This window comes from Variovorax sp. Soil_C_33 (assembly GCF_057656935.1).
This window is the reverse complement of sequence record NZ_JBDGJK010000014.1, coordinates 124676-145205: the sequence shown is the minus strand read 5'-3', so window position 1 is coordinate 145205 and position 20530 is coordinate 124676. Positions and strand designations below refer to the sequence as shown.

The following is a 20530-nucleotide window of genomic DNA, read 5'->3' as shown; positions in this document are numbered from 1 at the left end:
ATGCCCGTCTCATTCCAACGCGTCTATCTCGAAAGTGCCGGCTACTTCATGCCCGGCGAGCCGGTGTCCAACGAGCACATGGATGCCTACATCGCGCCGCTCAACCGGATGTCGGAGCGCATCAAGCGGCGCATCCTGGCCGAGAACGGCATCCGCGAGCGCTACTACGCGATCGACGCCGAGGGCCGCACCGTGCACACCAACGCGCAGCTCGCGGCCGGTGCGATCCGCCACTGCCTCCAGCAGGGCGCAGCCGAGCTGTCGCGCGTGTCGCTGCTGGCCAGCGGCTCCTCGGGCGGCGATGTGCTGATGCCGGGCTTCGCCAACATGATCCAAGGCGAGCTCGCCGCGCCGCCGATGGAAACGCTGTCGGTGCACGGCATCTGCGCGGCGGGCGTGTCGGCGATCCAGTCGGCGGCGCAGGGCGTGGAGCTCGGCGCGCATCGCTCTGCGCTGGCGGTGGCGAGCGAGATGCCTTCGCGCCTGTTCAAGCGCTCGCGCTTCGCAGCGCGCGGTTACGACACCGACTTCGACTCGCATTTCCTGCGCTGGATGCTGTCCGACGGCGCCGGTGCGCTGCTGCTGTCCGACGGCGCACCGGCGCTGGCCGGCGCGCCGGGCCTGCGCTTGCGCCTCAAGTGGATCCATCAGCGCGCCTTCTCCGGCGACTATCCCGTGTGCATGCAGCTGGGCCTGACCGAGGATCGCGCGCGCGGCCACCTGGACTTCGGCTCCTGGGACGAGGCCGAGGCTGCGGGTGCCTTGTCGCTCAGGCAGGACATCCGCCTCTTGCCGCACCTGTTCGACATCGGCATCCACGAATACGCGGGGCTGGTGCGCGAGGGCTGGCTCGATCCGTCGCGGGTCGACCATTTCCTGTGCCACTACTCGTCGGAGAAGTTCATCCCGGTGGTGGACGACCTGATGCAGAAGGCCGGCCTCGCCATTCCGCGCGAGCGCTGGTACAGCAATCTGGCCTGGCGCGGCAACACCGGCGCCGCCTCGATCATGATCATGCTGGCCGAGTTCCTGCAGACCAAGACCCTGAAGGCCGGCGAGCAGATCTTCTGCTACGTGCCCGAGTCGGGCCGTTTCATGGCGGCGTACATGCTGTTCGAGGTCGAGGAGGCCGGCGCCGCTGCTGCCGCTGCGCCTGCGCCGCTTCGCGCAGAGGCGGCGGCCGAGGCGTCGACCGAAGTCATTGCGCCCCCGCACGACCCGGCGGCCGCGCCGGAGGGCCTGGGCGAACTGCTCACCGAACTGGCTTCAATCTGGCACGACTACCGCTCGCGCGTCTGGCGCACGCCGCTGGTGCGGCAGATCCGCGAACGCCGCTTCGCGCTGCCGGACTACCTGAACTGGATGGAGAACTGGATTCCCCAGGTCCGCGAAGGCAGCAAGTGGATGCGTGAAGGCGCCGCCTCGCTGGCCGATCCCTACCAAGCGCTGGCCGCGCTGATCGGCGTGCATGCCGGCGAGGAGCAGGACGACTTCATGATCCTGTTCAACGACTACCGCAAGGCCGGCGGCAGCATCGCGGACATCGATGCGCTGCGGCGCAACCCCGGCGGCGAAGCGCTCAACGCCTACCTGCATGGCCTGGCTGCGACGCGCAACCCGATCGGCCTCCTGGGCGCGATCTACGTCATCGAAGGCACCGGGCAGCGCATCGTGCCGGCGCTGCTGCCGCTGATCAAGGCCGGGCTGAAGCTGCCGCCCGAGGCCTTCCGTTTCCTCGAGTACCACGGCCACAACGACGAGAACCACCTCAACCGCTGGCTGGCTGCGGTCGAGATGGCGATGGCACTCGACGGCGGAGGCAGGGCGGCGCGCCGGATCGTCGACACCGCGCGCCACACGGCGGCGCTCTACCTGATGCAGTTCCAGCACGTCACGGAGCGCGTTTCTCCCTGAGCAGCACCGGGCAGGCGCGCTAAGGGAAAGCATCTCCCGCCAGGGTCGGCGTCGCTCGCGGGCTGATTCCAAGCGCCACCTCTTGCAGGGTGCGCGCCAGGTGTTCGCCGTTCAGGGGCTTGTGGAGGACTCTCGCGGCCACGTTCGACAACTCGGCGAAACGCGAGGGCGCCGTCTCGCCCGTCACGATCACCGCCGGCAGGGCCGGCATGTCCTGGCGCAGGCGCTCGATCACGTCGATGCCGGTTTCGTTGCGCAAGCGGAAGTCGACCACCAGCACGTCGGGCTCGAAGCCGTCGTCGATCGCCTGCTGCGCCTTGTCCCCATCCATGACGCCCTTGACCGACCAGCCCATCTGATGCAGATAGACGCACATCGCGTTGAGCACTTCGGCCTCGTCGTCGACCAGCAGCACCGCCAGGCGCGTGCCGTCGGCGTCGCGCGCGGCGACCGGCAGAGGCAACGGGAGTTCCGGAACCGTCGGCGGCGCGGCATCCATCTCGAGTTCGAAGGTCGTGCCCCGGCCCGGCTCGCTGTCGAGCTTCAGCTCGATGGCGAGCAGCGCGGCAGTTCGCTGCACGATGGCGAGGCCCAAACCGAGGCCTTGCGCGCGATCGCGCGACGGGTTGCCGATCTGATAGAACTCTTCGAACACCCGTTCGCGTTCGCTCGCCGGAATGCCCGGACCCGTGTCCGAAACCTGGATCAGGACGCGCCCCGACAGCGTGCGTCGGGCCGCGAGCGTGACGCCGCCGGTCGATGTGAACTTGATGGCGTTGTTGACCAGATTGCCGAGGATGCGCAGCAGCTGGTCGCTGTCGGTGAGGCCCCACAGCGGCTCGTCCTTCAGGTCGACCCGGAGCGACAGCCCCTTCTGCGCCGCGAGCGCCGCGTACTCGTCATGCACTGCGCGCAGCACCGCTCCGATGTCATGGGATGCGAACTTCGCAGCGATGGAGTGAGCGTCGAGGCGTGAAATGTCGAGCAGGCCGTCCAGCAATCCGCTGCTCTGGCGCAGCGCGCTGCCGATGCCCCGGCTCACCTCTTTCAACAGCGGATCGGTTGCGCGCTGGGCCAGGATGTCGAGCGTGGTCGCGTTGATCGAGAGCGCATGCAGCGGTTGGCGCAGGTCGTGGCTGGCGGCCGCGAAGAAGCGCGTCTTGGCCTCGCTGGCGGCGGTGGCGCGGTCGCGCTCCTGACGCACGGCATCGGACAGCACCGCGTTGTCGTCGACCACGCTGATGAGCTTGTGCAGCATGCGTCCCTGGTCCCTGACCGTAGCCAGCAGCATGAAATAGACGAGCAGGATGCCGGCCGCGAACATGTAGCCGACAGCGCCGCCGCGCCAGGCCCAGCCGCCGGCCAGAAAGCAGAAGGTGAGCGTGCAGAAACCCACGAAGGCGCGCTGCGAGCCTGCGACCGAGGCGGCACCGATGGTGCAGCCGGCCATCAGCACCGCCGCCACTGCCATCGGCGCGAAGTCTCCTGGCGCGAAGAAGGCGAAGGGAACGATGGCGGCTGTCGAGATGCCATTGACGTCAAAGCCGCGCAGCAGCCGCGGCAGGTACTGCAGCTGGGTTTCGGGCTCGGCGCGCTCCACCACCAGACCCAGGCGCCAGCGGTACACCATCACCGCGCCTGTGAGGGCCAGCCAGATCCAGGGCCAGAGCTGCACGCCCTGGCGCCAGACGATGAAGGCCACCAGGATATAGCCCAGGTAATTGAGCGGCAGGCGCCGCGAGTACTGCAGGATGAGGGCCAGCCGGCGCTCGAGAATGCGTCGCCCGATGCGTGCCTCGCGCGCGCTGCCGGCAAGCGGGATCGGCGCGGATGCGGTGTCAATCAATGCGGATGCCCTCGCGCGATGCCTGGTAGGCGGCCTCGGTCCGGTTGCGCACGCCGAGCGCCGTGTAGACGGCGGTCAGGTGGGCCTTGACGGTGGACTCGGCAATGTTGAGCTGGCGCGCGATGAGCTTGTTGGGCAGGCCGCGCGCGGCCGCGCGGTAGACATCCATCTGGCGCGCGGTGAGGCCGGCGAGCCGGGGGTCGTTGCCTGTGTTCGGCGGGGTTTCGCCATCGGGCGGGGCCGCATTGAGGGTTTCCAGCGGCAGGAAGATGCGCCCGGCCAGCACATGCCGCAGCGCGGCGACCATCATCTCAGAGCTGTACTTCTTGGGAATGAAGCCGGCCGCGCCCAGGTCGACCGAGTTGCGGATCAGCGTGGCGTCGGTCTCGCCGGAGAGCACCACGATGCGCGCCATGCAGCCGGCGTCGCGCAGCCGGCGGATGGACTCTTCGCCGTCGCAGTCGGCCAGGTGCCAGTCAAGCAGCACCAAGTCGAACTCGGCGAGCGCCACCAGCTGCGCGGCATTCGTCATTTCGCCCGTGGTTTCCACGCGCAGTTCAGGGACCAGGACGCTCAGCAGGTTCTTCATGCCCTGCAGAAACATCACGTGGTCATCAATCATCAATACGTTCATCGGTACCCTCTGGGTCCGAGTATTCATCAGATTGAGGCCGGAATGAACGGCCTAAGACTTTGGTCGGAGCGGCAGTGAAAGTGCTCTTGCGCTTTTGAATTCGCGCCGGATGCCGGTGACCGGATCGCGAAAGGCCAGTCCCTTGGCCAGCAGCTGCAGCGGCCGCTCGAAGTCCTCGTCGCCTTCCGGCAGAAGTTCGGGATAGATCGCGTCGTTGCGAATCGGCATGCCTAGCGCCGCGCAATGCACGCGCAGCTGGTGCCGGCGCCCGGTCAGCGGCGCGAGATGAAGGCGGGCCCAGCCCTCGCGGGCTTCCAGCAGTTCGAAGCGCGTCTCGGAGTTGGGCTCGCCGGGCGCCTCTCGCATGCGCATGAAATGCGCGTCGTCCACGAGGCGGCTGCGGCGCACGGCGGGCAGCACCGGCTCGCCGCGCCACGGCACGATGGCCTCGTAGTGCTTGGCGATCTCGCGCTCGGCAAACAGCGCGTGGTAGATGCCGCGCGTCTCGGGCCGGACCGAGAACAGCACCACGCCGGCGGTCTCGCGGTCGATGCGGTGCAGGGGCGCCAGGTCGTCGAGGCCCAGCCTGCGCTTCAGGCGCACCAGCAGGCTCTCCTGCACGTACTTGCCAACCGGCGTGACCGGCAGGAAGTGGGGCTTGTCCACGGCCAGCAGGTGCTCGTCCTGGAACAGGATGACTTCGTCGAAAGGGATGCGGCGTTCCGACTCGAGCGAGCGGTAGTAGTAGATGCGCAGCCGCGGCTCGTAGGGCCGCGTTTCGGTGACGGGCACGCCGTGCTCGTCGACCACCTCGCCCGAGCGCATGCGCGCTTCCCAGGTGCTGCGCGGGATCGCCGCGAAGCGCTGCACCAGGAACTCGGCGATGGTGGGCCATAGGCCGGGCGGCAGCGCGACGCAGCTCGGGCCGACGCCGTCGCGGGTGGGCAGCGGCAGGAGGGTGGGCATGGCGGGTGCGCGCTCAGGCGGCCCCGAGCGCCGACACGATCTCGGCAAAGGCCGGGCGCGCGGCGGGTTCGGGTAGCGCGCAGCGTGCCTGAAGAGCGGCCAGCCGTGCGAGCGAGGCAGCGCCCGCGCCGCCCGCCGGCCGGCAGCGCGCCAGCAACTCTTCCAGCAGATGGCCGAAGGCGCACACCTCGATGCGCTGCAGGGCCTGCGCCTGGATGCCATCGTCCAGCGGCAGGAAGGAGGCGGCACCGAAGTCGCCCAGGAGGCAGTCGCCCTGGCCGTCCCACAGGATGTTGTGGGCGTAGAGGTCGCCGTGCAGGATGCCGCGTGCATGCAGCTGCGCCGCGGCCGAGGCGATGCCACGCGCCATGCGCAGCGCGGTCGCCACCGGCCAGCCGGCGTCGTCGGCATAGACGTCGCGCGTGCACGAGGCCAGGCTGGGCGGGCCGGCCAGGTTGCCGAAGCGCGGATCCACCAGCGCCAGCACCAGGCCGGGCGTGGCCTCGGGGTGGTTGCGGAGCTGGCCCTGCACTGCTATCAGGTTCGGGTGCGCGCCGGCGGCGATGCAGGCCGCCATCTCGCTGTGGGGCCAGCCGTCGCTGGTGACGGCGCCCTTGAACAGCTTGGCCGCCACCGGCTGGATGCGGCCGTCGGCCTGCGTCCAATCCGCCTGGTGAATCACGCCGGAAGCGCCTTCGCCGAGCTTGTGTTGCAGCGAGAGAGAGCGCCAGTCGATGGCTGGGATGGCCTCTGCGGCCAACGCCGCCGCTTCGGCGCGGTCGTCGAAGGGATTGCCTGCGAAAGCCAGCCAGGCCAACCGCGGCAGCGAGAGCAGCCAGTCGGGCAGGGCGTCGAGGCGGTTGGCCGAGATGCGCAGCAGCTCGAGCCCTTGGCAGGCGGCCATCTCGGCCGGCAGCGACTGCAGGCGGTTGCCCGCGAGCATCAGTTTTTGCAGCCGCTTGCAGCGGCCGATGGTGGGCGGCAGGGCTTCGATCTCGTTGTCGGTCAGGATCAACCAGCGCAGCGACGCCGGCAGCGAGGCGGCAGGCACCTCGCGGATGCGGTTGGCCTTGAAGCCCGCCATATCGAGTTGCACGCATTGCCCCAACGAGTCGGGCAGTTGCGTGAAGCGGTTGTTCGAGCAGAAGAGCACCCGCAGCCGGTGCAGCCGGCCCAGATCGTCCGGCAGCGTGGCGAGCGCATTGCCCGAGAGATCAAGCACTTCCAGCGTGTCAGCCAGGTCGAAGATCTCGCGCGGGAATTCGGCGAGCCCACATGAGAGGTCCAGCCGCCGGGCGCCGGCCAGCTGGCCCGCACGCAACCGGGCGAGCGTGTCCTTCATCCGAACACGCCGAAGCGGTAGATGCCGTCCTCGCCCCTGCGGCGTTGCAGCAGCCCCTCGAACCACAGCAGGTGCAAGTGGGCCACCGTCTCCCCCATCGCGAAGGTCATCTGGTGCAGGTCGAGCTGGCGCTTGAACAGAATCGGCAGGCCCTCGGCCGCGCTGTGCGGCTTCTGCGTGCAGGCCTCCAGCAGCTCGGCCAGGCGGTCACGGTGATGTTCCTGCAACTGCTCGACGCGCCGGTGGATGCCGGTGAAGGGCTTGCCGTGCGAGGGCAGGCCCAGCGTGCCGGCGGGCAGGGTCTTGAAGCGCTCGATGCTGTCGAGGAAGAGGCGCAGCGGATTCGCCTCCGGCTCGCCCGCATGCACGCTCACGTTGGTCGAGATGCGCGGCAGCATCATGTCGCCGCCGAGCAGCGCATTGAGCTCCTCGCAGTAGAGCGCGATGTGCTCGGGCGCGTGGCCGTAGCCGCTGATGCAGCGCCAGGCGCGCCCGCCGATCGAGACCGTGGCGCCATCGAGCAGGCGCACGAAGCTGGCCGGCAGCGCGGGCACCATGTTCGCGTAGTAGTTGCTGCGCGCGCGGATCTTGGCCACCGATTCGGGGTCGACCAGGCCATGCGAGGCGAAGAAGTCGGCCGCCGCGTCGCCGCCGGCCAGGGTGTCGCCGGCGCTGGTGAGCACGCGCGCCACGTGGTAGTCGGTGGCACTGATCCACAGCGGCGCGTTCCAGCGCCGGCACAGCCAGTCGGCCAGGCCGATGTGGTCGGGGTGCATGTGGGTCACGATCACGCGCAGGATCGGCAGGCCCTCCAGCTGCGTGGCGAAGATCTGCTCCCACTGCGCGCGAGAGGCATCGTGGGCGATGCAGCAGTCCACCACCGTCCAGCCTTCCACGCCGTCGAGGGTGTCGCGCAGGAGCCAGAGGTTGATGTGGTCGAGCGCGAAGGGCAGCGCCATGCGGATCCAGCGCACGCCGGGTGCGACCTCGAAGGTCTCGCCCGGTGCGGGCAGCGTGTCGCCGAAGGGGTATTGGAGTTCGCGTTCGAGGAGGTTCATGTACGATTGACGTTAACGTAAACGTCATGGGGAAGAGCCAACATTGTAGGCAGTGCGACCCGAACCTGCTGTCGCCGCCGCAACCCGCATCCGCATCATGCCTTCACAGACCTTCACCATCGGCGAACTCGCCCGGGAATTCGACCTCACCACGCGGGCGATCCGCTTCTACGAGGACATGGGGCTGCTCGCCCCGGAACGCGCCGGGCAGCAGCGCGTCTACACCGCGCGCGACCGTGCACGGCTGACGCTCACCCTGCGTGCCAAGCGGCTCGGCCTGAAGCTGACCGAGGCCAGGGAAATTCTCGACATGTACGACAGCCCGCGCGACACGGCCGCGCAGCTGCAGCGCTTTCTGGGCGTGCTCGGCAGCCACCGCGCCCAGCTCGAGGCGCAGCTGGCCGAACTGGAGGCCAACCTGGCCGAAGTCCGCGCCCAGGAAAAGCAGGCGCGCGCCGCGCTCGCGCGTGCCGTCAAACCCAAGGTCCGCTGAAGGCCCGCCGAAGGCCCCACTTCCACCCCAGTCACCGACAATGGACAACAACATGCCTGACAACCTCGATGACCTGTTCTCCCATAACCGCAGCTGGGCTGCGCGGATGGAGCGCGATCGCCCCGGCTTCTTCACCAGCCTGGTGAAGCAGCAGACCCCCAAGTACATGTGGATCGGCTGCTCCGACAGCCGCGTGCCCGCCAACCAGATCACCGGGCTGGAGCCGGGCGAGGTGTTCGTGCACCGCAACGTGGCCAACATCGTGGTGCACTCCGACCTCAACGCGCTGTCGGCGATCCAGTTCGCGGTCGAGCGGCTCAAGGTGCGGCACATCATGGTGGTTGGGCACTACGGCTGCGGGGGCGTCCAGGCTGCGCTCGAGGGCATACGCATCGGATTGGCCGACAACTGGATCCGCCATATCCAGGACGTGCGCGACCGCCACCGCGTGCTCCTCAACAGCCTGCCGGAGTCGCTGCGTGCCGATGCCCTGTGCGAGCTCAACGTGACGGAGCAGGTGGTCAACGTGGCGCTCAGCACCGTCATGGAAGATGCCTGGAGCCGCGGGCAATCCGTGTCCATCCATGGCTGGGCCTTCGGCGTGCACGACGGCCTGCTCCAGGATCTGGGCATGACGCTCGACGGCGCCAAGCCGATCGAGGGGATGTACAAGGCGGCCGTGCAGCGCATCCGGTACAAGTGGAGCAAGCTTGGCGAAGTGCAGCCCGACGCCGACGCCGAGCAAGCTGCGCCCTGACCCATGTTCCCCCAGCGCCTGGACTCGCCGCTGGCCTACGACATCGCGAAGGCGATGCGCGACGGCTTCAACCGCCACTACCAGCTGTTCCGCGCCGAGTCTGCGCGCGCCAAGCACCGCTTCGAGACCGCCGACTGGCACGGCCAGCAGCGGGCGCAGCGCGAGCGCATCGAGTTCTACGACCTGCGGGTGAGCGAGGCGGTGGCGCGGCTCGAGAAGGAGTTCAAGGCCGGCGAGCAGCCGATGGACGTCTGGCACCAGGTCAAGCTGCACTTCATCGGCCTGCTGGTCGACCACCACCAGCCCGAGCTGGCCGAGAGCTTCTTCAACTCGGTGACCACCAAGATCCTGCACCGCGCCTACTTCCAGAACGACTTCATCTTCGTGCGGCCGGCCATCAGTACCGAGTACATCGAGCCGCGCGATGCGCCCACCTACCGCGCCTACTACCCCGAGCGCGAGACGTTGGCCGACACCGTCGAGCGCGTGCTCGAGGACTACGCGCTGCAGGGCGGCTACGCCAACCTGCAGCGCGACGCCGAGCGCGTGGCGGCCGCCATCCTCGGGCGCTTCCACCAGGTCAAGCTGCGCGCCAATTTCCAGCTGCAGGTGCTGTCGGGCCTGTTCTACCGCAACAAGGGCGCCTACGTGGTCGGCAAGATCATCAACGGCTTCATCGAACTGCCCTTCGCGCTGCCGATCCTGCACGACAGCGCCGGCAAGTTCTACATCGACGCAGCGCTCTTCGGCGAGGAAGACCTGCAGATGCTGTTCAGCTTCGCGCGCGCCTATTTCATGGTCGACATGGAGGTGCCTTCGGCCTATGTGCAGTTCCTGCGCTCGCTGATGCCGCGCAAGCCGCGCGCCGAGATCTACAACGCGCTCGGGCTGGCCAAGCAGGGCAAGACGCTCTTCTATCGCGACTTCCTCTATCACCTCAACTACTCGACCGACAAGTTCCGCATCGCGCCCGGCATCAAGGGCATGGTGATGCTGGTGTTCGACCTGCCGTCCTTCCCCTACGTGTTCAAGGTCATCAAGGACTTCTATCCGCCGCAGAAGGACACTACGCGGGAGCAGATCAAGAGCAAGTACATGCTGGTCAAGCAGCACGACCGCGTGGGCCGCATGGCCGACACGCTGGAGTACAGCGACGTGGGCTTCCCTCTCGATCGCTTCGAGCCCGAGCTGATCGAGGAGATCCAGAAGTTCGCGCCCAGCCAGCTCGAGATCGGCGACCGCGACGGCAACGGGGAGATGGAGGTGGTGCTCAAGCACGTCTACATCGAGCGCCGCATGATCCCGCTCAACATCTACCTGCAGGAAGCCTTCGACCAGCTCGAGCATCCCGAGCACGCCAAGCGCGCGGGCAAGCAGCTGGAGCATGCGGTCATCGAGTACGGCAATGCCATCAAGGACATGGTTGCGGCCAACATCTTTCCCGGCGACATGCTGTGGAAGAACTTCGGCGTCACGCGCGGCGGCAAGGTCGTGTTCTACGACTACGACGAAATCGAGTACCTCACCGACTGCAACTTCCGCCGCGTGCCGACGCCGATCCACGAGGAAGACGAGATGAGCGGAGAGGTCTGGTACTCGGTCGGCCCGAAGGACGTGTTCCCCGAGACCTTCGGCCCCTTCCTGCTCGGCAACGAGGCGGTGCGCGAGGCCTTCATGGCTCACCATGCCGACCTGCTCGACGCCGCCTTCTGGCAAAGCCACAAGGAACGCATCCAGGCCGGCCAGATGCTGGACGTTTTTCCCTACGACGAGGCGCAGCGGTTCATTCACGACGGCCACGCCCCATACTTTTAGCTCGCCCCCAGGCTGCGCGCACTTCGTGTCGCTTCGCCAACCCCCTACCGGGGCAACACCAGCGGCCCGGCAAAGCCGGTTCCGCGGTGTTTCACGAATGGGGCAGAGGCGGGCGCCGGAGTAGATTTCTGCTAGTGCACATTTTTCTTTAAGGAGCAACTTCCATGACCGAATCCATCGTCATCGTCGGCGCCGCCCGCACCCCCATGGGCGGCTTCCAGGGCGACTTTTCTTCCCTCGCGGCGCACGACCTGGGCGGCGTCGCCATCAAGGCCGCGGTCGAGCGCGCGGGCATCGCGCCCGAGGCGGTCGGCGAGGTGCTGTTCGGCAACTGCCTGATGGCCGGCCAGGGCCAGGCGCCGGCGCGCCAGGCGGCCTACAAGGGCGGGCTGCCCGACAGTGCGGGCGCGGTCACGCTCAGCAAGATGTGCGGCTCGGCCATGAAGGCGGCGATGCTTGCGCATGACCTGCTGCTCGCGGGCACGCACGAAGTCATGGTGGCCGGCGGCATGGAGAGCATGACCAACGCGCCCTACCTCATGCTGAAAGGCCGCGGCGGCTACCGCATGGGCCACGACCGCATCTTCGACCACATGATGCTCGACGGCCTCGAAGACGCCTACCAGCCCGGCCGCTCGATGGGCACCTTCGGCGAGGACTGCGCGGCCAAGTACAAGTTCACGCGCGAGCAGCAGGACGCCTTCGCAATCGCCAGCGTGGAGCGCGCCAAGGCCGCCACCACCTCGGGCGCCTTCAAGGCCGAGATCGCGCCGGTCACGGTCAAGGGCCGCGGCGGCGACACCGTGATCGAGATCGACGAAGGCCCGGGCAAGGTCAAGCTCGACAAGATCCCGCAGCTCAAGCCGGCCTTCAAGAAAGAGGGCGGCACCATCACCGCGGCCTCGAGCTCGTCGATCAACGACGGCGCCGCCGCGCTGGTGATGATGACCGAGAGCACCGCGAAGAAGCTCGGCGCCAGGCCGATCGCGCGCCTCGTCGGCCATGCCACCCACGCGCAGCAGCCCGAGTGGTTCTCGACCGCGCCCGTGGGCGCCGTGTCCAAGCTGTTCAAGAAGACCGGCTGGGGCGTGACGGACGTCGACCTCTGGGAAGTCAACGAGGCTTTCGCCGTGGTGCCGATGGCGCTGATGCACGAGCTCGACGTCTCGCACCACATCGTCAACGTGCACGGCGGCGCCTGCGCGCTCGGCCACCCAATCGGCGCCAGCGGCGCGCGCATCATGGTCACGCTGATCCATGCGCTACAGCAGCAGGGCAAGAAGCGCGGCGTGGCGACCTTGTGCATCGGCGGCGGCGAAGGCACGGCGGTCGCGCTCGAATTGGTCTGAGGCAAGAGCAGGCACGATAACTGCAGTTCAGAGCGCAACGAAGGCGGCGGCCGTTGGAAAGAAAGGGCGCCGTCCATTCGATGCGCGACCTTTCCATGCTGGAGTTCTCTTTTCATGCCGTCTCCGATCTCGAAGGCTCAGTTCGACAAGCTTCGCGCACTGGTCGACCAAGGGCGCATCCATACGGCCTATGACTACCTCGCCGACCGCGGCTACTACTACGCGTGCTGGGCCGCCGGCGATGTCGACGACAGCCTGCCGCCCGAGGCGCGCGGCCGCACGGTGCCCGGCCTGGGCCCGGAGGCCCGCCAGAAGCTGACGGAGCACGAGCTCGCGCGCTTCCGAACCAGCATGGCAAAAGGCTATCTGGGCGCCCTGCGCGCCCAGTTCGAACACGGTTCTTCCATCACGCGCGATGTCAGCGCGGAAGAGACGGCCGAGTTTCATGGTGAGGTCTTTCGAACTCACTTTCTCGGCATCAAGGACTGGACACTCTGCGTTCCCTTCGAGCTGCAGGAGAAAGCCGGCGGGCTCGAAGCCGTCGAGCGCTACTGGGACGGCGTGCTGCGAACCGCCGCCAAACTGAGTGCGCGGGCCATTGCGCGCTCGGCCGCGCTGATCGCCGCATAGCGACAAGGCCCAGTGCGCGGTTGACATTTTTTTGCCATATCGCCGCGCGCTGTGACATTTCTTGTTCGGCGCGGGGCGAGCCGTGTCGCGGCGAGCGGTACCTAGAATGACGGGCTTGCCTACTCTCTAGGAAACCCTGTTCATGCTTCCTGTCGCTCCCGCCACGCGCTCGCCGCACTGTTCGCCACCGCTTTCCTCAGCCCCGCCGCCTGGAGCCAGACGCGTGACGAGGCGCTTTTCAGCGCCGCCACTGCCGAACAGCCGGCTGTCGTCAAGACGCTGGAGCGGCTGGTCAACATCGAGACCGGCACCGGCGATGCCGAAGGCATGGCTGCCGCGGGCAAGTATTTCGAGGACGAGCTCAAGGCGCTGGGCTTCACCGTGACGCGCAGCAAATCGGCCGGCATCGTGGTCGGCGACAACATCGTCGGCAAGCTGAAAGGCAAGGGCGGCAAGAACATTCTCCTGATGTCGCACATGGACACGGTCTACCTGAAAGGCATCCTGGCCAAGGCGCCCTTCCGCGTCGAAGGCAACAAGGCCTACGGCCCCGGCATCGCCGACGACAAGGGCGGCAACGCGGTCGTGCTGCACACGCTGAAGCTGCTCAAGGCGCGCGGCTTCCAGGACTTCGGCACGATCACCGTGCTCTTCAACACCGACGAGGAGAAGGGCTCCTTCGGTTCGCGCGACCTGATCCAGGAGGAGGCCAAGGCCAGCGATTACGTGCTCTCCTTCGAGCCCACCGGCGCCGAAGCCGAGAAGCTCTCGCTCGGCACCTCGGGCATCGCCTACGTGCAGGTCAACATCAAAGGCAAGGCCTCGCATGCGGGCGCAGCGCCCGAGCTCGGCGTCAATGCGCTGGTCGAGGCCTCCGACCTGGTGCTGCGCACCATGGACATCGACGACAAGTCGAAGAACCTGCGCTTCAACTGGACCATCGCCAAGGCCGGTGCGGTGTCGAACATCATTCCCGACAGCGCCAGCCTCAACGCCGACGTGCGCTACGCGCGCAACGAAGACCTGGAAGCCGCGATCAAGACGCTGGAAGAGCGGGCGCAGAAGAAGAAGCTGCCGAACTCCGAGATCAAGGTGCTGGCCACGCGCGGCCGTCCGGCCTTCAATGCCGGCGAAGGCGGCAAGAAGCTGGTCGACAAGGCGGTGGCCTACTACAAGGAAGCCGGCGGGACGCTCGGCGTGGAGGAGCGCACCGGCGGCGGCACCGACGCTGCCTATGCGGCGCTCTCGGGCAAGCCGGTGATCGAAAGCCTGGGCCTGCCGGGCTTCGGCTACCACAGCGATTCGGCCGAGTACGTGATGATCGACGCCATCCCGCGCCGCCTCTACATGGCGAGCAGGCTGATCATGGACCTTGGCGCGTCGAAGTAGGCAAGCAAACAGCAAGCAGGAGACAAGACCATGCTGCTCAACGCCGACCAGGAAGCGATCCGCGACGCGGTGCGCGATTTCGCACAAGCCGAACTCTGGCCTCATGCCTCGCGCTGGGACCGCGAGCACAGCTTTCCCAAGGAAGCGCACGCAGGCCTGGCGGCGCTCGGCGCCTACGGCATCTGCGTGCCCGAGGAAGACGGCGGCGCCGGTCTCGACTACCTGACGCTCGCGCTCGTGCTGGAGGAAATCGCGGCCGGCGACGGCGGCACCAGCACCGCGATCAGCGTCACCAACTGCCCGGTCAACGCGATCCTCATGCGCTACGGCAATGCGCAGCAGAAGAAGAAGTGGCTGCAGCCGCTGGCGCAGGGGCGGATGCTCGGCGCCTTCTGCCTGACCGAGCCGCAGGCCGGCAGCGATGCCTCGTCGCTGCGCACCACGGCGCGCAAGGACGCCGACGGCTGGGTGATCGACGGCGTCAAGCAGTTCATCACCAGCGGCAAGAACGGCCAGGTCGCGATCGTGATCGCGGTCACCGACAAGGGCGCGGGCAAGCGCGGCATGAGCGCCTTCATCGTGCCCACCGACGCGCCCGGCTACACGGTCGCGCGGCTGGAGGACAAGCTGGGCCAGCATTCGAGCGACACCGCGCAGATCAACTTCGACGCCTGCCGCATCCCCGCCGAGAACCTGATCGGCCAGGAGGGCGAGGGCTACAAGATCGCGCTCGGCGCGCTGGAGGGTGGCCGCATCGGCATCGCCGCGCAGAGCGTGGGCATGGCGCGCAGCGCCTTCGATGTGGCGCTGGCCTACGCCAAGGAGCGCCAGGCCTTCGGCGGCTCGATCTTCGAGCAGCAGGCGGTGGGCTTCAGGCTGGCGGAATGCGCGACACAGCTCGAAGCGGCGCGCCAGCTGATCTGGCATGCGGCGAGTCTGCGCGACGCGGGCCGGCCCTGCCTCAAGGAGGCGGCGATGGCCAAGCTCTTCGCGAGCGAGATGGCCGAGCGCGTGTGCAGCGCGGCGATCCAGACCCTGGGCGGCTATGGCTATGTCAACGACTTCCCGCTGGAACGCATCTACCGCGACGTGCGCGTGTGCCAGATCTACGAAGGCACCTCCGACATCCAGAAGCTCCTGATCCAGCGCGCCCTGGCTTGAACCAGCGCTTCGCACTGTCTAAAGCTCTATGGCGCCTGCGGCCGGCATCCTTGCCGATTGGCGGATTCACGCGCGCGCTGCGAAGGCCCAGACTGGTGCCAGTGGAAACGATGAGGAGCGCATCATGGCAACGGATCTCATGACTCTCGGCGTGCTTGGAATGGTCATGCTGGGCGGCTGGCTGATCGATCATGTGGGGCAGCAGGCCAAGGCGCGCCTCGCGCGCGCTCGGAAGCCGGTGCAACACGAGGCGACGGCAGGCAGGCCCTCGCCTCGCTGTCGTCGATCTGGATGACAGACAGGCGCCGCACGGCGGCGCAACATGGCGGCCTCTCTCCCCGGAGCTTTCGTCATGTCCCATTCGAATTCCGCCCTGGCGCTTCGCGCAGCGGCCCTCTTGTGCATCGCGGGGCTCGCCCCGCAATCCCACGCCCAATCCGCGCCCCCTGACATCGCCACGCTGACCGCCAGCGAGGCCGCGCAGCGCCTCTGCGCCGGCTCGCTGACCAGCGAGCAGCTGGTCTCGGCCTACCTCGCGCAGGCCAAGGCCAGGCCGCAGCTCAATGCCTTCATCACGCTCGACGAGGCCGGCGCCCTCAAGGCCGCACGCGCGGCCGATGCGGCGCGCAAACGCGGCGGTCCCTGCAAGCCGCTGGGCGGCGTGCCCGTGGTCATCAAGGACAACATCCAGGTCCAGGGCCTGCCGGCGACCGCCGGCACGCCGGCGCTCAAGGGCTTCGTGCCATCGGCCGACGCGCCAGTGGTCGCCAAGCTGCGCGCGGCGGGTGCGATCGTGCTGGGCAAGACGCACATGCATGAGCTCGCCTTCGGCGTGACCGGCTACAACCCCGCCTTCCAGAGCGGGTCCGAGGTCGGCGTGCGCAATGCCTACGACGCGACCAGGATCGCGGGAGGCTCCTCCTCGGGCAACGGCGCGGCGCTCGGCGCGCGCATGGCACCGGCCGCCCTCGGCACCGACACCGGCGGCTCGGTGCGCATTCCCTGCGCCTTCAACGGCTGCGCGGCGCTGCGCCCGAGCATGGGCCGCTACTCGCAGCAGGGCATCGCGCCGATTTCGCACACGCGCGACACCGCCGGGCCGATGGCGCTTTCGGTGGCCGACCTGGCGCTGCTCGACCGCGCCATCGCCGGCGGCGCGCCGGTGGTGCCGGCCGACCTGAAGCGCACGCGGCTCGGCGTGGTGCCGGACTTCTTCGCCAATCTCGATGCCGACACGAAGGCCGCCACCGATGCGGCGCTGGCCAAGCTGCGCGTCGCCGGCGTCACGCTGGTGGACGTCGAGATGCCGAAGCTGATGGAGCTCAACGGCGCCGCCGGTTTCCCGATTGCGCTCTACGAGGCGCACGACGACATGGTGGCCTACCTCGCGAAGTACCGCACCGGCGTCGACATCCGGCAGCTGGCCGCGGCCGCCGCCAGCCCCGACGTCAAGGGCACCTTCGACGGCCTGGTGATCCCGCGCAAGCTGCCCGCGGCCAACGGCGTGGTCGATGCCAAGCCTGCCTACGACAAGGCGATCGCCAAGGCGCGGCCGGCGCTGCAGAAGCTCTACCGCGACACCTTCAAGGCGAACCGGCTCGATGCGCTGGTGTTCCCGACGGTGACGCGCGTGGCGCTCGCCGCCACGCCGGAGGCCAGCAGCCCGGAAAACTTCGGCGCGCTGATCCAGAACACCGACCCCGGCAGCAATGCCGGCATCCCGGGTCTGCAACTGCCCTCGGGCCTGGGCGCCGCCAGCGGGCTGCCGATCGGCCTGGAATTCGACGGCCCGGCGGGCAGCGACCGCAAGCTGCTGGCCCTGGGACTGGCGATCGAAGGCGTGCTCGGCCGCCTGCCCGCGCCGACCAAGTAGTCAGCGATCGGGGCCGGGCGCCGCCCAGCCCGCCAGCGCCGAGCGGCGTTCGATGCCCAACTTGCCGAAGATGCGCCGCAGGTAGGTGCGCACCGTCGGCACGCCGACTTCCATGCGCCGCGCGATGTCCTTGTCGGTGAGGCCTTCGCGCACCGCCCGCGCTACCTGCTGCTCGCGCGGACTCAGCTGCGGCCATGCGGCGGGCCCAACCTCGATGCGCTGCGCGCGCTGCAGCGCGCCGGCGAAGGCCGGCTCGATCAGGTCCAGCAGCGCCTTCTCGTGCTCGCTGAAGTCGCCGCGCCCGCGGCAGCGCCAGATGCGCAGGTCGCCCAGCGCGCGCTCGCCGTCGAAGGCGTGCAGGTTCATGCCCCAGTGCAGGCCATCGCGCGAGAGGAAGTCGTTGAAGAAGGGCGTGCGCATCAGCTCCCGCTGCGGCATCAGCTCGGTCACGCGGGTGGCGCGGCGGCGCGACTGCAGGGCGAAGGTGATCGGGTCGTGATGCTGGTGCCATTCGGCGTAGCGGTCGAGGTTGGCCGGGTCCATGTTGAGCGCCACCCGGCGGCCGAAACTGTTGCTCTGCGCATCCCACACGAAGGAGGCGAACTGGTCGGCATGCAACAGGTCGAGCAGCGCCCAGCCGATGCGCTCGCGGATCGCGCGCTCGCTCTGGTCTTCTGCGAGCAGCGCGAAGATGCCGCGCAGCGCGTTCTGTTCCGAAGCTTTCAGGTACATGGCCTCCTCCTCTGCGTGCCGAGCATAGTGCGCGAGCAGGTGCCGCGCCATCCGTGGCGATTCAGGGTTTGCGAGAGGATTTGCACAATGCGCGAGAATCTCGCTTTCCCTCATGTCCACTTCCTCTCCCAACTCCGCGCGCGCTCCCTGCCCCTGCGGGCGCCGCGACCGCCGGGAGCTGCCGCTGCCCTATGCCCAGTGCTGCGGGCGCTATCTCGAGGATTTCGAGCGCACGCCGGCGCCGGATGCCGAATCGCTCATGCGTTCGCGCTACACGGCTTTCGTGGTCGAGCGGGCCGATTACCTGCTGGCCACCTGGCACGCGTCGACGCGCCCGGCGACGCTCGGCTTCGAGCCCGGCGTCAAATGGCTGGGCCTGGAGGTGCGCTCGCGCTCGGTGCTCGATGCCGACCATGCCGAGGTCGAGTTCGTCGCCCGCCAGCGCAGCAGCGCCGGCGTGGCGACCCGGCTGCACGAACGCAGCCGCTTCGTGCGCGAGGACGAGGGCGGACTCAGCCGCTGGTACTACCTCGACGGCGATCTGCGCTGAAGCCTCCGGGCCAACTGAAAAAGCTTTCGCCGCCGCGCGCAGCCTGCGCCGCTTGCTAGCAATTCGATAGCGCGCGGCGCGCCATTGTGTCCAGAACAGAGACAGTCCGATTCCGTTTGGGCTATTTATCCGCGGCCGTTGTGCCCGCACACTCTCTTCCACACTCCGAACAGATCCAGCACCAGAGGGCGACATGGCCAGCAGCACGAAGATTCCGACCGCCTACCGGCAATGGCTCTGGGCCATGCTGGTGGCGCCGGTCGTGGCCGCCGGGCTCTGGATGGCCGCATCGGCCGCGCACGCCGGCGACGCCGCCGACATCACGCCTTTCTCGAGCGCGCGCAGTGCCGAAGCCCCGGCGCCATGGCGCTTCACCACGCTGCCCAACAAGACGCCGACCCGCTTCGAGGTCGTGCAGCAGGATGGCCGCCGCGTCCTGAAGGTCGAGGCCGACCAGTCCTATGGCAACCTCGTGCATGCCACCCAGGTGCCGCTCAACGCCTCCACCACGCTGGCCTGGCGCTGGCGCGTCGACGATTTCGTGAAGGACGCCGACCTGCGCAAGCGCAGCGGCGACGATGGCGCGGCCAAGGTCTGCGTGTTCTTCGATTTCCCCACCGACCGGCTGTCCTTCGGCGAGCGCACGCGCCTGGCGCTGGCGCGCCGCACCACGGGAGAGCAGGTGCCCAGCGAGGCGCTGTGCTACGTGTGGGACAACAAGGAAGCCAAGGGCACGGCGCTCGTGAATGCCTTCACCCAGCGCATGCGCATGGTGGTGCTCGAGTCGGGACCGGCCGCGTCGCCGGGCGCCTGGGTCAGCGAACGCCGCAACCTGTTGGCCGACTACCGGCGCGTCTTCGGCGACGAGGCCGGCGACACCATGCCCGACGTGGTCGCGGTCGCGATCTCGGCCGACGCGGACAATACGCAGGGCCACGGCCTGGCCTATTTTTCCGACATCGATCTGCGCAGCATCGCGTCCACGCGCAGCGCCGGCGGCTTCGCGGCGGGGCGCCCCGCGCCCGGGGAATAGCGGATGGACGATCTCGTCATGCTGCTCTCGGCCCAGGGTGCCGCCGTGGTGTTCCTCGCCACGCTGGCGACGCGCCTCGGCGCGCCGGTGCCGGCCGCGCCCTTCCTCATCGTCGCCGGCGGACTGTCGGTCGGCGGGCAGGTCTCCTTCGCCGCCGTGCTGGCGGCGGCACTGGCCGGCAACATCCTCGGCGACGGCGCCTGGTTCCTGGCCGGGCGCCGCTGGGGCTACCGCGTGATGCGGCTCCTGTGCCGCATCTCGCTGTCGGCCGACTCCTGCGTGCGGCGCAGCGAGGCCATCCTCGGCCGCTGGGGCGGGCTGTCGCTGATCGCGGCGAAGTTCGTGCCCGGCGTGTCGATCGTTGCGCCGCCGATGGCGGGCGCTCTGGGCATGTCGAACACGCGCTTCCTGTCCTACGAGACAGTTGCCGCGCTGATCTGGACGCTGGGTTTCCTGCTGGTCGGCCGCATCTTCCACGCCGCGATCCAGGACGTGCTCGCGGTGCTGTCCAACGTCGGCCTCACGGCGGCCGCCGTGGGCGCGCTGGTGCTCCTCGCTTTCGTCGCCTGGCGCTATCGCCGGCGCCGCATCGCGCTCGCTGCCGAGGACATCGAGCAGATCGAGGTCGGCGACTTGCGCGACGCCTTCGCCGCCGGCGAGCGCCCGACGCTGATCGACGTGCGTTCTGCTGAGGGCCGCGCGCTGGACCCGCGCGCGATTCCCGGCGCCGTCGGCGTCGCGCTGCGGGAACTGCCGTCGCAATTGGCCGCGTTCTCGGACGGGCGCGAACTGATCGTGTTCTGCGACTGCCCGAACGACGAGACCGCCATCGCCGCGGCGCGCGTGCTGACGAAGGCCGGCTTGCCGCGCGTGCGCGTGCTCGCCGGCGGGCTCGCGGCCTGGACCGCCGCCGCCTCGATCGAGACCGATGAAGAGGCGCAGCCGGCCGGCGCGCCGCGCATCGCCGCCCATGCTGCTTGATACCGCT

General features: G+C 68.5%; 18 protein-coding genes and 1 pseudogene. 13 read left to right on the top strand and 6 right to left on the bottom strand.

Annotated features, from left to right (window positions below):
• A complete protein-coding gene (locus AC3A6B_RS21385) occupies positions 1-1914 on the top strand; it encodes an iron-containing redox enzyme family protein (protein ID WP_487838658.1) in 1914 nt (637 codons plus the stop codon).
• A gap of 19 nt (positions 1915-1933) precedes the next feature.
• On the opposite strand, the gene AC3A6B_RS21380 is transcribed toward AC3A6B_RS21385, so the two are convergent.
• From AC3A6B_RS21380 to AC3A6B_RS21360, 5 genes are all read right to left on the bottom strand, one after another.
• Positions 1934-3760, bottom strand: coding sequence for a sensor histidine kinase (locus tag AC3A6B_RS21380; protein WP_487838657.1), 1827 nt, complete (start codon positions 3758-3760; stop codon positions 1934-1936).
• Complete coding sequence (locus AC3A6B_RS21375) at positions 3753-4382, bottom strand: response regulator (RefSeq protein ID WP_487838656.1); 630 nt, start codon at positions 4380-4382, stop codon at positions 3753-3755. Before AC3A6B_RS21375 ends, AC3A6B_RS21380 begins: the two co-directional genes overlap by 8 nt.
• 63 nt (positions 4383-4445) lie before the next feature.
• Positions 4446-5360, bottom strand: coding sequence for a pseudouridine synthase (locus AC3A6B_RS21370; protein ID WP_487838655.1), 915 nt, complete (start codon positions 5358-5360; stop codon positions 4446-4448).
• Positions 5361-5373: 13 nt separating this feature from the next.
• Entirely contained in the window at positions 5374-6702 is a 1329-nt protein-coding gene (locus AC3A6B_RS21365) for a leucine-rich repeat-containing protein kinase family protein (protein WP_487838654.1), read from the bottom strand.
• The gene (locus AC3A6B_RS21360; RefSeq protein WP_487838653.1) at positions 6699-7760 is read right to left on the bottom strand and encodes an MBL fold metallo-hydrolase; all 1062 of its coding nucleotides are present in this window, start codon (positions 7758-7760) and stop codon (positions 6699-6701) included. Before AC3A6B_RS21360 ends, AC3A6B_RS21365 begins: the two co-directional genes overlap by 4 nt.
• Positions 7761-7857: 97 nt before the next feature.
• On the opposite strand from AC3A6B_RS21360, the gene AC3A6B_RS21355 reads away from it, so the two are divergent.
• From AC3A6B_RS21355 to iaaH, 9 genes and pseudogenes are all read left to right on the top strand, one after another.
• On the top strand, positions 7858-8253 hold the full coding sequence (locus AC3A6B_RS21355; protein ID WP_487838652.1) for a MerR family transcriptional regulator: 396 nt from the start codon (positions 7858-7860) through the stop codon (positions 8251-8253).
• A 52-nt stretch (positions 8254-8305) separates the two neighbouring features.
• Positions 8306-9010: a carbonate dehydratase gene (gene can / locus AC3A6B_RS21350; protein WP_487838651.1), complete on the top strand. Its 705-nt coding sequence runs from the start codon at positions 8306-8308 to the stop codon at positions 9008-9010.
• Between the two features lie 3 nt (positions 9011-9013).
• Positions 9014-10825: a bifunctional isocitrate dehydrogenase kinase/phosphatase gene (aceK, locus tag AC3A6B_RS21345; RefSeq protein ID WP_487838650.1), complete on the top strand. Its 1812-nt coding sequence runs from the start codon at positions 9014-9016 to the stop codon at positions 10823-10825.
• A gap of 164 nt (positions 10826-10989) precedes the next feature.
• Complete coding sequence (locus AC3A6B_RS21340; protein ID WP_487838649.1) at positions 10990-12174, top strand: acetyl-CoA C-acyltransferase; 1185 nt, start codon at positions 10990-10992, stop codon at positions 12172-12174.
• Between the two features lie 114 nt (positions 12175-12288).
• On the top strand, positions 12289-12804 hold the full coding sequence (locus AC3A6B_RS21335) for a hypothetical protein (protein WP_487838648.1): 516 nt from the start codon (positions 12289-12291) through the stop codon (positions 12802-12804).
• Positions 12805-12963: 159 nt separating this feature from the next.
• Positions 12964-14193 (top strand): annotated as a pseudogene (locus AC3A6B_RS21330) (glutamate carboxypeptidase); the annotation flags it as partial.
• A gap of 30 nt (positions 14194-14223) precedes the next feature.
• Positions 14224-15354 carry an acyl-CoA dehydrogenase family protein gene (locus tag AC3A6B_RS21325; protein WP_487838647.1) on the top strand — a complete coding sequence of 377 codons (1131 nt, stop codon included), beginning with the start codon at positions 14224-14226 and terminating at the stop codon, positions 15352-15354.
• A 124-nt stretch (positions 15355-15478) separates the two neighbouring features.
• A complete protein-coding gene (locus AC3A6B_RS21320; RefSeq protein ID WP_487838646.1) occupies positions 15479-15649 on the top strand; it encodes a hypothetical protein in 171 nt (56 codons plus the stop codon).
• Positions 15650-15706: 57 nt separating this feature from the next.
• Complete coding sequence (gene iaaH / locus AC3A6B_RS21315) at positions 15707-17227, top strand: indoleacetamide hydrolase (RefSeq protein WP_487838645.1); 1521 nt, start codon at positions 15707-15709, stop codon at positions 17225-17227.
• Here the strand turns inward: iaaH and AC3A6B_RS21310 are convergent, their stop codons facing one another.
• Positions 17228-17959, bottom strand: a complete 732-nt coding sequence (locus tag AC3A6B_RS21310) for a helix-turn-helix transcriptional regulator (RefSeq protein ID WP_487838644.1) — start codon at positions 17957-17959, stop codon at positions 17228-17230.
• 112 nt (positions 17960-18071) lie between these two features.
• On the opposite strand from AC3A6B_RS21310, the gene AC3A6B_RS21305 reads away from it, so the two are divergent.
• The 3 genes from AC3A6B_RS21305 to AC3A6B_RS21295 all read left to right on the top strand — a co-directional run bounded on the left by AC3A6B_RS21305 (position 18072) and on the right by AC3A6B_RS21295 (position 20523).
• Entirely contained in the window at positions 18072-18509 is a 438-nt protein-coding gene (locus tag AC3A6B_RS21305) for a YchJ family protein (RefSeq protein WP_487838643.1), read from the top strand.
• 193 nt (positions 18510-18702) lie between these two features.
• The gene (locus AC3A6B_RS21300; RefSeq protein WP_487838642.1) at positions 18703-19542 is read left to right on the top strand and encodes a DUF3047 domain-containing protein; all 840 of its coding nucleotides are present in this window, start codon (positions 18703-18705) and stop codon (positions 19540-19542) included.
• A 3-nt stretch (positions 19543-19545) separates the two neighbouring features.
• Complete coding sequence (locus AC3A6B_RS21295; protein ID WP_487838641.1) at positions 19546-20523, top strand: rhodanese-like domain-containing protein; 978 nt, start codon at positions 19546-19548, stop codon at positions 20521-20523.
• The last annotated feature ends 7 nt before the right edge of the window (positions 20524-20530 follow it).

Bases quoted from the DNA above. Each gene is read 5' to 3' on its own strand.
- AC3A6B_RS21375 (WP_487838656.1), bottom strand. From the start codon at position 4,382: ATGATTGATGACCACGTGATGTTTCTGCAGGGCATGAAGAACCTGCTG.
- can (WP_487838651.1), top strand. From the start codon at position 8,306: ATGCCTGACAACCTCGATGACCTGTTCTCCCATAACCGCAGCTGGGCT.
- AC3A6B_RS21365 (WP_487838654.1), bottom strand. From the start codon at position 6,702: ATGAAGGACACGCTCGCCCGGTTGCGTGCGGGCCAGCTGGCCGGCGCC.
- AC3A6B_RS21355 (WP_487838652.1), top strand. From the start codon at position 7,858: ATGCCTTCACAGACCTTCACCATCGGCGAACTCGCCCGGGAATTCGAC.
- AC3A6B_RS21325 (WP_487838647.1), top strand. From the start codon at position 14,224: ATGCTGCTCAACGCCGACCAGGAAGCGATCCGCGACGCGGTGCGCGAT.
- AC3A6B_RS21320 (WP_487838646.1), top strand. From the start codon at position 15,479: ATGGCAACGGATCTCATGACTCTCGGCGTGCTTGGAATGGTCATGCTG.
- AC3A6B_RS21295 (WP_487838641.1), top strand. From the start codon at position 19,546: ATGGACGATCTCGTCATGCTGCTCTCGGCCCAGGGTGCCGCCGTGGTG.
- aceK (WP_487838650.1), top strand. From the start codon at position 9,014: ATGTTCCCCCAGCGCCTGGACTCGCCGCTGGCCTACGACATCGCGAAG.
- AC3A6B_RS21340 (WP_487838649.1), top strand. From the start codon at position 10,990: ATGACCGAATCCATCGTCATCGTCGGCGCCGCCCGCACCCCCATGGGC.
- AC3A6B_RS21300 (WP_487838642.1), top strand. From the start codon at position 18,703: ATGGCCAGCAGCACGAAGATTCCGACCGCCTACCGGCAATGGCTCTGG.
- AC3A6B_RS21385 (WP_487838658.1), top strand. From the start codon at position 1: ATGCCCGTCTCATTCCAACGCGTCTATCTCGAAAGTGCCGGCTACTTC.
- AC3A6B_RS21370 (WP_487838655.1), bottom strand. From the start codon at position 5,360: ATGCCCACCCTCCTGCCGCTGCCCACCCGCGACGGCGTCGGCCCGAGC.
- iaaH (WP_487838645.1), top strand. From the start codon at position 15,707: ATGTCCCATTCGAATTCCGCCCTGGCGCTTCGCGCAGCGGCCCTCTTG.
- AC3A6B_RS21305 (WP_487838643.1), top strand. From the start codon at position 18,072: ATGTCCACTTCCTCTCCCAACTCCGCGCGCGCTCCCTGCCCCTGCGGG.
- AC3A6B_RS21310 (WP_487838644.1), bottom strand. From the start codon at position 17,959: ATGTACCTGAAAGCTTCGGAACAGAACGCGCTGCGCGGCATCTTCGCG.
- AC3A6B_RS21335 (WP_487838648.1), top strand. From the start codon at position 12,289: ATGCCGTCTCCGATCTCGAAGGCTCAGTTCGACAAGCTTCGCGCACTG.
- AC3A6B_RS21360 (WP_487838653.1), bottom strand. From the start codon at position 7,760: ATGAACCTCCTCGAACGCGAACTCCAATACCCCTTCGGCGACACGCTG.